The organism is Burkholderia ubonensis (assembly GCF_001718695.1).
GTDB classification, from domain to species: Bacteria; Pseudomonadota; Gammaproteobacteria; order Burkholderiales; family Burkholderiaceae; genus Burkholderia; species Burkholderia ubonensis_B.
Genome location: NZ_CP013420.1, coordinates 711,724 through 724,273, shown reverse-complemented (window position 1 = coordinate 724,273; position 12,550 = coordinate 711,724). Strand labels below are relative to the sequence as shown.

Sequence of the window (12,550 nt, the reverse complement as noted above, 5' to 3'; positions counted from 1 at the left end):
ACACCGAATCCGGCTGCCGGATAAACAGGGGCGCATCACAATTTCCGCGGGGGGCGGCAACCGGCGCCGAAGGCGTCCCGGCCGCCGTGCGCGCCCGTCATTTGCCGGCCTTCGCCGACACCTTCGTCGGCGTCTTCAGCTGCGCGAACAGCTCGCTGCACGGCACGTCCTTGTTGTTGCTCGGCGCAATCAGCGGGATCAGCGCGGCCAGCGGGTTGATCAGCCCGAGGCCGACCATCGCGCCGGCGCGCAACGCGAGCGCGCCCGCATCGACGCCGACGTCCGGATTCTTGAACGTGCCCTTCACGTACAGCGGCGAGCGCAGCGAGAAAATTCGGAAGCCCTTCGTGTGCGGATGCACTTTCAGGTTCATCGATTCGTCGCGCAGGCTGATCGGGCCGTCGACGTTGATCAGCGCGTCGTCGGTGTCGAGCGCGAACACCTTCGTGTCGAGCACGCCGTTGGTCGCCTGGAAATCGACCGCCGCGCAGTTGATCTTCACGTCGCGGCCGCCGAACAGCTTCTCGTAGACGACGTTCGCGACGTTCAGGCCGGCCGCTTCCATCAGCAGCCGGCTGATCGCGCCGTTGGTCACGATCGCCTTCACTTCGCCGTTCGACGTCGCGGCGAGCGCGGCCGGCGAATTGCCGGTCGCGGACAACGACGCATCGCCGTTGATCTCGCCGAGCGCCGACTGCATCACCTTCTGGGTCGGGAACAGCTGCTTGAGCTTCAGGTGCCGCGCGGCGACCGTGAAGCGGCCCTTGAGCGGCGCGCCGCTGCCGTCGAGATGCGCGGTCGTCGCGAGCGAGCCGCCCGCGACACCGAACTTCAGCGGCTCGAACGACAGCACGCCGTCCTGCATCACGACGTGCGTGTACAGGTCGGTGATCGGCAGGTCGGCGCTCTTGATCAGCTTGCGGCCGGTGAACTTGACGTCCGCGTCGAGCGCGCGCCAGCGGTCGGTGCGGAACGCCTCGACCGGCAGCACGCGGCCCGCCGGCTGGCGCGTCGTGTCGCCGCGCTGCGCCTTGCTCGCGGCGGTGTCCGCGCCGATCACCGGCGCGAGGTCGGAGAAGCGCAGCAGGTTCGACACCAGCTCGCCCGACAGCTGCGGACGCGGCTCGCGCTGCGCATAGGCGAGCGTGCCGCCCAGGTCGCTGCCGCCGACCCGGCCGTTGAAGTTCTCGTAGCGGAACGTGCTCGCGTGCGGCTTGAAATTGCCGATCAGGCGCCCTTCGGTCGCATAGGGCGGCGTGTCCGGCAGCGTGATGCCGGTCAGCGCATACAGGTGCGACATCGTCGTGCCCTGCAGCCACAGACGCAGGTCGATCGCGGCCAGTTGGCGCGGATCGGTCAGCGTGCCGACGATCGCGAGGCGCGTGTCGCCCGCCTTCACGTCGGCCTGCAGCGGGAACGGCCGCGACGCGTCCTCGAGCGCGAGCACGCCGCCGAGCTTGCCGGTGCCGCTGATCGGCACGCCCTTGTAGCGGCCGTCGACCTTGAGCCCGAACGCATAGGTCGGACCGGACGACTGCGCGGACGCAGTGGCGCCCGAGGCAGCACGCGCACTAGACGCACTAGACGCAGCGGACGCCTGCACGACCGCTGACGCAGACGAAGCCGAAGCCCCCGAAGCAGCCGCCGCTCCGCTCGCCCCCGACGCTGCATCGGCATTGGCCTTCGCGCTCAACTGCGCGGCGCCATGCTTGCCGACGCGCTGCGCCGACGCCGCACGCGACGTTTCCTCCTGCTCCTTCATCACGTCGCCGAGCGGAATCGGCTGGCCGAGCGTGTCGATCGCGATCGTCAGGTCGGCTTTCGTGATCGCGTCGCGATACGTGACCATGCCCTTCGCGAAGCCGAAGCTGTCGAGCCGCACCTTCCACGGCGACGGCTGGCTCGACTGCTTGAACTGGAAGGTCCACGTGTTGCGGCCGTCGGCGAGCCGTTCGAGATCCACCGCGGGATTGACGACGTCGATCGACGGAATGACGATTTCATGCGCAAGCAGCGGCAGGATCGCGAGATCGAAGTGCGCGGCGTCGAGCGTGACGAACTTCGGCGCCTTCGCCCAGTCGGGGTTGCCGATTTCGATCCGTGTCGCGGAGAGGCTCGGCCACGGCACCCACGCGCGCCAGCCGGTTTCGCCGTCGGGGCGGCGCCAGTCGACCTTGAGATCGCCGTTGATCGCGAACGGGCGGCCGAGCGCCGCGCTCACCTGTTCGTTGACCCACGGTTTCACGTGGTTCCAGTCGAACGTGAAGACAAACACGCCGGCCACCGCGATCACGACCGCGACGATGCCGGCGATCCATGCAGCCGATTTGCCGATGGCTCGAGTAAGCGTCATGGCGGTTCCGTTGTTGTTCTGCAGAGTTGGCGCGCCATGTCGGGCCACTTGCGCGAGCGCACAGAGCACGACACCGGCGGCTTTTCAATCGGTATTATGACGCACGCCTTCGCGCCGCTTCGGCGCCGTTAACGCTTTTTTTCATTTTCGACATGACCGCCCCGACCGCTCTCATCGACGCGCAGCAGATCACGCGCCGCGACGCGAACAACGGCAAGACGCTGCTGGCGCCGACCGACCTCAGCGTCGCCGCAGGATCGCGAATTGCTATCACGGGGCCATCGGGCTCCGGCAAGAGCGTGCTGCTGCGCGCGCTCGCGCTGCTCGATCCGCTCGACGGCGGCCAGCTCCTCTGGCGCGGCGCGCGCATCAAGCGCGGCGCAATTCCGCGCTACCGGCGCAGCGTCGCTTATGTGCGTCAACGCGCGGCGCAGACGGACGGCACGGTCGAATCGCAATTGCGCTATCCGTATTCGCTCGCGGTCTATCGCGACCTGACGTTCGATCGCGCGCGTGCGGAACAGCTCGCCGCGCGCGCGGGCCGCGGCGCGGACTTCCTCGACAAGCGCGCGAGCGAGCTGTCGGGCGGCGAGGCGCAGATCGCGGCGCTGCTGCGCGTGCTGCAGCTCGATCCCGACGTGCTGCTGCTCGACGAGCCGACCGCCGCGCTCGACCCTGACTCGACGCGCGCGATCGAGGCGCTCGTCGGCGCGTGGTTCGATGCGGCGCCCGACGCGCGCGCCTACCTGTGGATCTCGCACGATCCCGCGCAGGCCGCGCGGATCGGCACGATCCAGCTCGTGATGCAGGCCGGCGTGCTGCACGCGGTCAACCCGACGGAGTGTGCGCAATGAGCCCGACGCTGCAGGATCTGAGCCTCGTCGACGTCGGCATCGCGGCGGCGCTCGTCGCGGTCAACGGCGCGATCTCGGCCGCGCTGTCGCTCGGGCTCGGCCGCAAGCTCGCGCTCGCCGCGGTGCGCACCGTCGTGCAGCTGCTCGCGATCGGCTACGTGCTCGGCTGGGTGTTCGGCCATGCGCGCTGGTACGTCGTGCTGCCGCTCACCGCGCTGATGACGCTGATCGCCGGCTTCGCGGGCGCCGGCCGCGGCAAGCGCACCTATCGCGGGCAGCGCGTCGACAGCATCCTGTCGATCTGGGCCAGCAGCTGGATCGTCGCGGCGATCGGGCTGTTCGTCGTGATCCGCATTCATCCGTGGTATGCGCCGCAGTATGCGATTCCGATCCTCGGGATGATCCTCGGCAATACGCTGACCGGCGTGTCGCTCGGCGTCGAGCGGATGACCGAGGAGCTCACCGCGCGCCGCGACCGCGTGGAAACGGCGCTCGCGCTAGGCGCGACGCGCTGGGAAGCCGCGCAGGACGCCGCGCGGCAGGCCGTGCGCGCCGGCATGCTGCCGACGCTCAACCAGATGGCCGTCGTCGGCGTCGTCAGCCTGCCGGGCATGATGACCGGCCAGGTGCTGGCCGGCCAGTCGCCGCTGCAGGCCGTGCGCTATCAGATCGTCATCATGTTCCTGATCGCCGCGGCGTCCGCGCTCGGCACGGTCGGCGCGGTGCTGCTGACCTATCGCCGGTTGTTCTCGCCCGACCATCGCTTCATTGCGTCGCGGCTGGAGGAACGCAAGTCGTGACGCGTGGCGCGGCAAGGCCGCCCCGCGCGTATGCATGACCGGGTTGGAATGACGTCTGGGAAGAAGAACCGCCGCGCCGCAGCTGCGTGACGGCCATATGACGTCATGCAGTGCGGCGGGCGAGCGGCCATCCGGCCGGCGCGCACCCGCGATGGTTGCGCACGCACCGGTCGGCGGCCGGCCTCAGTGCTTGATCGATACGGTGACCTTCGTGCCGTCGCTCATCGTGACGGTTTTCGATCCGCCGCTGGACGAGATCGTCAGCCACTTCACCTGGCTCACCGACACGACGTTCGGACACAGCAGCGACTTGCCGCCGGCCGTCACGCTGCGCGTGCCTTTCGGCGCGGCCGCCTGGAAGCTCATCTGCACGTTCGCCATCCCCTTCGCGTCGATCGACGGCGCGAGCCGGACCTGCGTCTGCCGGACCATCGCGCCGTTCGCGTCGCGCGGCAGGTTGGCGGAATTCGGGCACTCGTCCGGCATCGCGACCGCGCCATCGGGCGGAACCGATTTCCAGTTGAAGTCGTCCGTCTCGCCCGAGCGGATCTTGCGCGTCTCCTGCGTGTTGCCGAACGTCTTCGAATCGACCTTGACGGTGTACTCGAGCTGTCCGGTGCCGCCGCCCTTCAGGCTGCCCTTGACCGGCGGCGCCGCGAACACGCTGGCGCTGACGCACGCCGCCGCGATCGCGACCGACCACGATGCGGCGACCGACACACTGCGTTGGCTCATGCTGACCTCCTTGTTTTGCGGCGCTGCTGGCGCGCGCCGCGCGGTTTTCGATGCATGATGCGCTGCCAGTCTACCGCCAAGCGGCCCGTCATGCGCCCCGATCGCATCGGGTGTTACCCCGCTTGCGTTCGCCGCGCATGCCGTGCGTCCGATGCTGCGCTCAGAAGCCGCTCAGCACCAGCTTGCCGATCGCGCGCCCCGCTTCCAGCAGCCGATGCGCGCGCCGCACGTTGTCCGCGTTGATCGCACCGAGGTGCTCGCCCAGCGTCGTGCGCAGCACGCCGTCGTCGACGAGCCGCGCGACTTCGGTCAGCAGCTTGTGCTGCTCGATCATGTCCGGCGTCTCGAACATCGCGCGCGTGAACATGAATTCCCAGTGAAACGCGGCGCTCTTCGCCTTCAGCAGCTCGACCGGAATCGGCTTCGCGTTCTCGACGATCGTGCAGATGCCGCCCTGCGGCCGGATCACCTCAGCCGCCGCCGGGAAGTGCCGGTCGGTGTCGTTGAAGATCAGCACGTAGTCGACCTGCGGGTGGCCCGCGTCGCGCAGCTGCGCGGGCAGGTCGCCGAAGTGGTCGACGGCCTGGTCGGCGCCGAGCGCGCGCACCCACTGCACCGATTCGGGCCGTGACGCGGTCGCGATCACGTGCAGCTTGCCGAGCGTCTTCGCGAGCTGGATCGCGATCGAGCCGACCCCGCCCGCGCCGCCGATGATCAGCACCGACTTGCCCGCGTCCGCGCCCTGCGGCGACACGCGCAGGCGGTCGAACAGCGCTTCCCACGCGGTCAGCGCGGTGAGCGGCAGCGCGGCGGCGGCCGCGAAGTCGAGCGTGCTCGGCTTCAGCGCGGCGACGCGCTCGTCGACCGCGTGGTATTCGCTGTTCGCGCCCGGCCGCGTGATGCTGCCCGCGTAGAACACCTCGTCGCCCGGCCGGAACAGCGTCACGTCCGCACCCACCGCGACGACCGTGCCGGCGGCGTCCCAGCCAAGCACGCGCGGCGCGGCTTCGACCTGCGGCTTCGGCGCGCGCACCTTGGTGTCGACCGGATTCACGGAAATTGCCTCGACCTTCACGAGCAGGTCGCGCGGGCCCGGCACGGGCTGCGGCAGCTCGACGTCGAGCAACGCCTGCGGATCGTCGATCGGCAGGTAACGTGTCAATCCAACGGCTTTCATCATGCGGCTCCTTGCAGGGGGTCGATCGGGCCGCGACGGCGGCCCTGTGACACCGCATCGTAGGCCGCGCGATCATTCGCGAAAACCGCTATATTTCCTGAAACATTTTCTTGATTTTCCGAAGAATGACATCGGCCCCGACATCAGCCCCCATGCCCGCCCCCGACAAGCCGCTCGACCTGCTCGACGTCGGCCTGTTCGTGCGCGCGGCGCTGCTCGCGAACGTGACCGCCGCCGGCCGCGAATTCGGCGTGTCCGCCGCGGTCGCGAGCGCACGCATCGCGCAACTCGAACGCCAGCTCGGCGCCCGCCTGCTGCATCGCACCACGCGCCGCATCAGCGTCACGCAGGACGGCGAGGTGTTCATGGCGCGCGCCGAGGCGCTGCTCGCCGCCGCCGACGCCGCGCGCGCGTCGGTCGGCCACGGCCGCACCGATCCGTACGGGCGCCTGAAGGTGTCGATGTCGTCGTCGTTCGGCCGCCAGCACGTCGCGCCGGTGATCCCTGCCTTCCTGCGCCGCTACCCGTCGGTGTCGCTCGACCTGCGGCTGTCCGACGAGATCGTCGACCTGGTCGACGAAGGCATCGACGTCGCGATCCGGCTCGGCGCGCTGAAGGATTCGACGCTGGTCGCGCGCAAGCTCGCCGTGAACCGCCGCGTCGTGTGCTGCTCGCCCGCCTATCTCGCCGAGCACGGCGCGCCGCGCCACCCGGCCGATCTCGCGCAGCACGAATGCGTGATCCTCGGCGACCAGCGCGACTGGTCGTTCGTCACGCCGCAGGGGCCGCTCACGGTACGTGTCGGCGGCCGGCTCGTCGCGAGCAACGGCGAGGCGATCCGCGAAGCGCTCGTCAACGGCTTCGGGATCGCGATCAAGTCGACCTGGGACGTCGCGCCCCAATTGGCGCGCGGCGCGCTCGTCACCGTGCTCGACGACTATCCGCTCGCCGACGAAGTCGCGATCTGGGCCGTCTACCCGAGCCGCGCGCACGTGCCGCTGAAGACGCTCGCGTTCATTGCGTTTCTCGCCGGGCATTTCGGCGATCCGCCTTACTGGGATCGGACGGATGCACGATAGACGGCGCGCGTGACCGGTGCGGACCGGCTCCGGGCGGGCGCGTGAACACGCCCGGCTATCCGCTCGCGATCGCCGCGCGCCGCCGTCCGGCGCCCAAGCCGCACTGACCGGCTACAATGTTGCGTTTGCGGCGCAGCCGCCCGCCGCCCGCTTCGGGCGGCCCGGTTCGGCGTCCGCAGGCGGCCACGGCCGCCCACGCATTCCATTCGCATTCCAACCCATCCGTCATGATTCAGAATCTCGTCATCCAGAGCGTCGCGCCGTTGTCGGACGCGCATCACAAACCGTTGCTCGCGCTGGCGCGCGGCGCCCGCGCCGTGCAGGTCGACGAGCACGCGCTGCGCATCGAGGGTGCCGATCCGGCGCAGCGGCCCGACATCGACGTGTACTGCGGCACGCACGCGCTCGACTTCGCGTTCGTCGACGCCGGCCGCACGCTGCGCGACTTCGGGCTCGTCGTGATGGACATGGATTCGACGCTGATCACGATCGAGTGCATCGACGAGATCGCGGATTTCTGCGGCCTGAAGGCGGAGGTGGCGGCGATCACCGAGGCGTCGATGCGCGGCGAGATCCGCGATTTCGACGAAAGCCTGACGCGCCGCGTCGCGCTGCTCGCCGGCCTCGACGCGCAGGCGCTCGAGCGCGTGTACGACGAGCGGCTGCGGCTGTCGCCGGGCGCGGAAACGATGCTCGCCGGCGCGAAGGCCGCCGGCCTGAAGACGCTGCTCGTGTCGGGCGGCTTCACGTTCTTCACCGCACGCCTGAAGACGCGGCTCGGCCTCGACTTCGCGCACGCGAACACGCTCGAGATCGTCGACGGCAAGCTGACCGGGAAAGTGATCGGCGAGATCGTCAACGCCGACGTGAAGGCGCGCATGCTGCGCGACACGTGCGCGTCGCTCGGCATCGCGCCGAGCCGCGCGATCGCGATGGGCGACGGCTCGAACGACCTGAAGATGATGGCGGAAGCCGGCCTGTCGGTCGCCTTCCGCGCGAAGCCGATCGTGCGCAGCGCGGCGACGGTCGCGTTCGATCACGTCGGCCTCGACGGCCTGCTGCGCCTGTTCTGAAATCAAAACGCCGGCGCGACCGCAGGTCACGCCGGCATATGGCCTTGACCGGCCTGCCCGCCCTGTGCGAGCGCCGCTCAGCCGAGCGTCGCCTGCATCGCGCGCTCGATGTCCGCGCGCAGGTCGGCCTCGTCCTCGAGGCCGACGTAGAAGCGCACCAGCGTGCCGCGATGCGGCCACTCCGGCCGCATCGACGCGACGTCGTACGGCATCGCGAGGCTGCACGCGCCGCCCCAGCTCCAGCCGATTGCGAACAGCTCCAGCGCCTCGACGAAGCGGTCGACCTGCGCCGCGCTGTAGCGCGCGTCGAAGATCACCGAGAACAGGCCGCCTGCCGCCGGAGCGCCGCCCGCGGTGAAATCGCGAACGAACGACGCATGGCCCGGACAATCCGGCAGTTGCGGATGCAGCACGGTCGCGATTTCGGGCCGCGCCTTCAGCCAGTGCGCGAGCGCGAGCGCGCTCTTGCTGTGCGCGTCGAAGCGCGCGCGCATGCTCGGCAGGCTGCGCAGCACGAGCGAGCAGTCGTCGACCGACACGCCGATCCCGCAGCGCATCCGCGCGAGCTTCAGATGCGCGTGCAGCGCCGCGTCCGCGGTGATCGTCGCGCCCATCAGCAGGTCGCTGCCGCCCGACTGGTACTTGGTCAGCGCCTGCACCGAGATGTCGACGCCGTGCTCGAACGGCTTGAACGCGAGCCCCGCCGAATACGTGTTGTCGATCGCGGTGACGACGCCGTGCTGCTTCGCGACCGCCGTGATCGCCCGGACGTCCGGCACTTCCATCGTCACCGAGCCGGGCGCCTCGAGCCAGATCAGGCGCGTGTTCGGCCGGATCAGGTCCGCAATGCCGGCGCCGACGAGCGGATCGTAGAAACGCGCGGTGATGCCGAAATCCTTGGCGAGCCAGTTGCCGAAATCGGCGTTCGGGCCGTAGACGTTGTGCGGGATCAGCACGTCGTCGCCTGCCTTCACCAGGCCGAAGTAGACGTTCATGATCGACGCGAGACCCGACGGCTGCAGCAGCGCGTGCGTGCCGCCCTCGATCTCCGCAAGCCGCTGCGCGAGCGCGAGCGAGGTCGGCGTCGCGTGCAGGCCGTATCGCCACTGGCTGTCCTGGCGCCAGTCGAGGTTGCGCATCGTCGCGAGGTCGGGAAACACGACCGTCGACGCGCGCGCGACCGGCGCGACGAACGAACGGAAGCCTTCCGGAATCACGTCGTCGGGTTGAACGATGCGGGTTTGCAGCGCGCGCTTGGAAGTGGATGCAGTCATGTCGGCAGGCCGGTAGGAGGCTCGGTTGCGAAAGATGTCGCTAGGGTAGTCAAATTCGCCGCGTTTGGCCCGGTACAATGCGCGCCGCGCACACCGAGCCAGCGCGGGACTCAGTCGTCGGCGCGCAGGTCGACGACACCGCCGACCGTCTCGATCTCCTGCACGCGGCCATCGCGCACCTGCAGCGCCGCGCGCGACCCGCGCGCCGGCCGCAGCACGACCGGCTGCGGGTCCGATTCATCCGAGTTCATCCGGTCCGCCTTCAGGCCGCCCGACGCATCGAAGCGGCCGATCCACACGCCGGTGATGCTGGTGCCGTCGTTCGACTCCTCGATTTCGAGCGTATCGCCGTCGCGGTCGCCGGCCAGCAGGATCACTTCGCCCGTGTCGGCGAACTGGTACTCGCCGTGCACGCCCTCTTCGTTCTCCTTCGGACCGAGACGCACGACGATCGGCCGGCCGCCGAGCGTGCCTTCGTAGCGCGGCAGGCGGGCGAACTCGGGATTGGGCCGCAGCGGCCGCGCGGGCGCCCCTTCGTCCATCTGCATGCCGGGCGCGACCGCCTGCGCGACGACCGCGCGCGGCAGCGCGAGGCTCGCCGCAAGCACGCCGGCCAGCGCCAGCATCCGTTGCCACTGCTTGTATTGCCGCACGTTGTGTTGCTCCCTTCTTCAAATTCGCTCGAAAATCGCGGCCGTATCCCGGCCATCGACGTCAGCCCCGCAGCAAGCGTTCGACCGCGTCGCGATGCGGAATCGGCGCGACCGCGCCGTAGCCCGTCGTCGACAGCGCCGCCGCCGCGTTCGCGTAGCGCGCCGCCGTGAACGGATCGTCGCCCGCGACGATCCGCGCGACGAACGCGCCGCCGAAGCAGTCGCCCGCGCCCGTCGCGTCGATCGCCTCGACCGTGAAGCCCGGCACGACGCGCCGTTCGTGCGGCGTCGCGACATACGCGCCGTCCTTGCCGAGCTTCAGCGCGACGACCTGCGGCCCGAGCTCGAGCATCGCGTCGACGATCGCGTCGCGATCGTCCGCGCCCGTGATCGCCGTGACATCTTCCCAGCTCGGCAGGCAGATGTCCGTCTGGCGCAGCGCTTCGCGCATCACCGCGCGGGCGCGCGGCAGCGGCCACAGCTTCAGGCGCAGGTTCGTGTCGAAGCTGACCTTCGCGCCGTGCTCGCGCGCATGCCCGATCGCCGCGAACGCGGCGTCGCACGCGGCCGTGCCGATCGCGAGGCTGATGCCCGACAGGTGCACCGCCTTCGCGGCGGCAAGCGCGTCGAGCGGCAGGTCGCCGGTCGTGTAGCGGCTCGCGGCCGAGCCGGCGCGCAGGTAGTCGAACTGATGGCCGTTCGGGCCGTGCGTGACGAAGTACACGCCGGTCGGCGCCGCATGGTCGATGCGCACGTACGTCGTGTCGACGCCTTCGCTGCGCCACAGGTCGCTCAGCAGCCGGCCGAACGGGTCGTCGCCGACCGCCGACACGAAGCCCGCCGACGCGCCCTGGCGCGCGGCCGCGATGCAGAAGTTCGACGTGTCGCCGCCGAAGCCCTGCAGGAATTCGGGGCGGCCCGGCTGCGACTGGTTGAATTCGACCATCGCCTCGCCGAGCGCGAGGATCTCCGGAAACGGCGCCGCCATTGCTTACACCTCGCCCCACAGATCATGACCGTCGGCGCCCGTGATCTTCACGGACACGAAATCGCCGACCTTGTAGCGCTTCGACGCCTTCTGCGCCGGCTCAACATAGACGACGCCGTCGATTTCCGGCGCGTCCGCCGCCGTGCGGCCGATGCCGCCTTCGTCGCTCACTTCGTCGATCAGCACCTTCAGCGTCTTGCCGACCTTGCGCTCGATGCGCTTCGCCGACACTTCCTCGGCCACTTCCATGAAGCGCGCGCGGCGCGCCTCGCGCACGTCGTCGGGCAGCGCGCCGTCCAGTTCGTTCGCGGTCGCGCCTTCGACCGGGGAATATGCGAAGCAGCCGACGCGGTCGAGCTCCGCCTCGCGGATGAAGTCGAGCAGCGTCTCGAACTGCTCCTCGGTCTCGCCGGGGAAGCCCGCGATGAACGTGCTGCGGATCGTCAGGTCCGGGCAGATCTCGCGCCACTTCTGCACGCGCTCGAGCACCTTCTCCGCGTTCGCCGGGCGCTTCATGCGCTTGAGCACTTCCGGATGCGCGTGCTGGAACGGCACGTCGAGGTACGGCAGCACGTGGCCCTTGAACGGACCTTCGGCCATCAGCGGAATGACTTCATCGACGCTCGGATACGGATACACGTAGTGCAGGCGCACCCACGCGCCGTACTGCGCCGCGAGCTCGCCGAGCGCGGCCACCAGGTCGGTCATGCGCGTCTTGATCGGCTTGCCGTTCCAGAAGCCCGTGCGGTATTTGACGTCGACGCCGTAGGCGCTCGTGTCCTGCGAGATCACGAGCAGCTCCTTGACGCCGGACTTGAAAAGGTTCTCCGCTTCGAGCATCACTTCCGCGACCGGGCGCGACACGAGGTCGCCGCGCATCGACGGGATGATGCAGAACGTGCAGCGGTGGTTGCAGCCTTCGGAAATCTTCAGGTATGCGTAGTGGCGCGGCGTGAGCTTGATGCCGGCCGCGGGCACGAGGTCGACGAACGGATCGTGCGGCTTCGGCAGGTGCGAATGGACCGCCTGCATCACCTCGCCGACCGCGTGCGGGCCGGTGACCGCGAGCACCTTCGGATGCACTTCCTCGATCAGGCCCGAGCCGCTTGCGCTCTTTTTCGCGCCGAGGCAGCCGGTGACGATCACCTTGCCGTTTTCGGTCAGCGCCTCGCCGATCGCGTCGAGGCTCTCCTGCACGGCTTCGTCGATGAAGCCGCAGGTGTTGACGACGACGAGGTCGGCGCCGTCGTAGGTGCCGGAGATTTCATAGCCCTCGGCGCGCAGCTGGGTGATGATTTGTTCGGAGTCGACCAGCGCCTTCGGGCAGCCAAGCGAAACGAAGCCAACTTTCGGGGATTGGGACATCTTGAATATGGGGGCGTGGCGGCAAAAACGAGAGTTTACAGCCATTTAGAGGTGAGCGAGACAAAACCGGCGGCAGCGCACCGCCCGCAGTGGCCCCAAAATGCGTGCCCCGCAAATGCGACACGCCGCCGAGGCTCGCGTTCCCGCCCACACCGAAGCGCTCCGCCGCCCCGCCCTCATGCGAAAATCGCAGCGTCCG

At 69.3% G+C, this 12,550-nt stretch carries 11 protein-coding genes; 4 read left to right on the top strand and 7 right to left on the bottom strand.

Going from position 1 to position 12,550, the window contains the following annotated elements; all coding sequences use genetic code 11:
• Positions 1-97: 97 nt before the first annotated feature.
• A complete protein-coding gene (locus WJ35_RS03310; RefSeq protein WP_069238728.1) occupies positions 98-2,353 on the bottom strand; it encodes an AsmA family protein in 2,256 nt (751 codons plus the stop codon).
• A 152-nt stretch (positions 2,354-2,505) separates the two neighbouring features.
• Here WJ35_RS03310 and WJ35_RS03305 point away from each other — a divergent pair, with 152 nt between their 5' ends.
• Entirely contained in the window at positions 2,506-3,207 is a 702-nt protein-coding gene (locus WJ35_RS03305; protein ID WP_069238727.1) for an ABC transporter ATP-binding protein, read from the top strand.
• Positions 3,204-4,007 (top strand): ABC transporter permease, encoded by an 804-nt coding sequence (locus tag WJ35_RS03300; protein WP_069238726.1) that lies wholly within the window; start codon positions 3,204-3,206, stop codon positions 4,005-4,007. Before WJ35_RS03305 ends, WJ35_RS03300 begins: the two co-directional genes overlap by 4 nt.
• A 183-nt stretch (positions 4,008-4,190) precedes the next feature.
• Here WJ35_RS03300 and WJ35_RS03295 read toward each other — a convergent pair whose 3' ends face one another.
• Positions 4,191-4,742, bottom strand: a complete 552-nt coding sequence (locus WJ35_RS03295) for a DUF6013 family protein (protein ID WP_069238725.1) — start codon at positions 4,740-4,742, stop codon at positions 4,191-4,193.
• Between the two features lie 160 nt (positions 4,743-4,902).
• A complete protein-coding gene (locus WJ35_RS03290) occupies positions 4,903-5,919 on the bottom strand; it encodes a zinc-binding alcohol dehydrogenase family protein (RefSeq protein WP_060234446.1) in 1,017 nt (338 codons plus the stop codon).
• A 125-nt stretch (positions 5,920-6,044) separates the two neighbouring features.
• On the opposite strand from WJ35_RS03290, the gene WJ35_RS03285 reads away from it, so the two are divergent.
• Both WJ35_RS03285 and serB read left to right on the top strand, forming a co-directional pair.
• A complete protein-coding gene (locus tag WJ35_RS03285) occupies positions 6,045-6,998 on the top strand; it encodes a LysR family transcriptional regulator (protein WP_060234385.1) in 954 nt (317 codons plus the stop codon).
• Between the two features lie 227 nt (positions 6,999-7,225).
• On the top strand, positions 7,226-8,071 hold the full coding sequence (serB, locus tag WJ35_RS03280) for a phosphoserine phosphatase SerB (protein WP_060234384.1): 846 nt from the start codon (positions 7,226-7,228) through the stop codon (positions 8,069-8,071).
• Positions 8,072-8,148: 77 nt separating this feature from the next.
• Here the strand turns inward: serB and WJ35_RS03275 are convergent, their stop codons facing one another.
• From WJ35_RS03275 to rimO, 4 genes are all read right to left on the bottom strand, one after another.
• On the bottom strand, positions 8,149-9,345 hold the full coding sequence (locus WJ35_RS03275; protein ID WP_010092284.1) for a cystathionine beta-lyase: 1,197 nt from the start codon (positions 9,343-9,345) through the stop codon (positions 8,149-8,151).
• A 110-nt stretch (positions 9,346-9,455) separates the two neighbouring features.
• Positions 9,456-9,971, bottom strand: a complete 516-nt coding sequence (locus WJ35_RS03270) for a hypothetical protein (RefSeq protein ID WP_420480903.1) — start codon at positions 9,969-9,971, stop codon at positions 9,456-9,458.
• An 88-nt stretch (positions 9,972-10,059) separates the two neighbouring features.
• The gene (locus tag WJ35_RS03265) at positions 10,060-10,986 is read right to left on the bottom strand and encodes a sugar kinase (protein ID WP_069238723.1); all 927 of its coding nucleotides are present in this window, start codon (positions 10,984-10,986) and stop codon (positions 10,060-10,062) included.
• 3 nt (positions 10,987-10,989) lie between these two features.
• Positions 10,990-12,351 carry a 30S ribosomal protein S12 methylthiotransferase RimO gene (gene rimO, locus WJ35_RS03260; RefSeq protein ID WP_059619141.1) on the bottom strand — a complete coding sequence of 454 codons (1,362 nt, stop codon included), beginning with the start codon at positions 12,349-12,351 and terminating at the stop codon, positions 10,990-10,992.
• Positions 12,352-12,550: the final 199 nt, after the last annotated feature.

Excerpts from the sequence above, each read along its gene's own strand:
- WJ35_RS03310 (WP_069238728.1), bottom strand. The coding sequence starts at position 2,353 with ATGACGCTTACTCGAGCCATCGGCAAATCGGCTGCATGGATCGCCGGC.
- WJ35_RS03305 (WP_069238727.1), top strand. The coding sequence starts at position 2,506 with ATGACCGCCCCGACCGCTCTCATCGACGCGCAGCAGATCACGCGCCGC.
- WJ35_RS03300 (WP_069238726.1), top strand. The coding sequence starts at position 3,204 with ATGAGCCCGACGCTGCAGGATCTGAGCCTCGTCGACGTCGGCATCGCG.
- WJ35_RS03295 (WP_069238725.1), bottom strand. The coding sequence starts at position 4,742 with ATGAGCCAACGCAGTGTGTCGGTCGCCGCATCGTGGTCGGTCGCGATC.
- WJ35_RS03290 (WP_060234446.1), bottom strand. The coding sequence starts at position 5,919 with ATGAAAGCCGTTGGATTGACACGTTACCTGCCGATCGACGATCCGCAG.
- WJ35_RS03285 (WP_060234385.1), top strand. The coding sequence starts at position 6,045 with ATGACATCGGCCCCGACATCAGCCCCCATGCCCGCCCCCGACAAGCCG.
- serB (WP_060234384.1), top strand. The coding sequence starts at position 7,226 with ATGATTCAGAATCTCGTCATCCAGAGCGTCGCGCCGTTGTCGGACGCG.
- WJ35_RS03275 (WP_010092284.1), bottom strand. The coding sequence starts at position 9,345 with ATGACTGCATCCACTTCCAAGCGCGCGCTGCAAACCCGCATCGTTCAA.
- WJ35_RS03270 (WP_420480903.1), bottom strand. The coding sequence starts at position 9,971 with ATGCTGGCGCTGGCCGGCGTGCTTGCGGCGAGCCTCGCGCTGCCGCGC.
- WJ35_RS03265 (WP_069238723.1), bottom strand. The coding sequence starts at position 10,986 with ATGGCGGCGCCGTTTCCGGAGATCCTCGCGCTCGGCGAGGCGATGGTC.
- rimO (WP_059619141.1), bottom strand. The coding sequence starts at position 12,351 with ATGTCCCAATCCCCGAAAGTTGGCTTCGTTTCGCTTGGCTGCCCGAAG.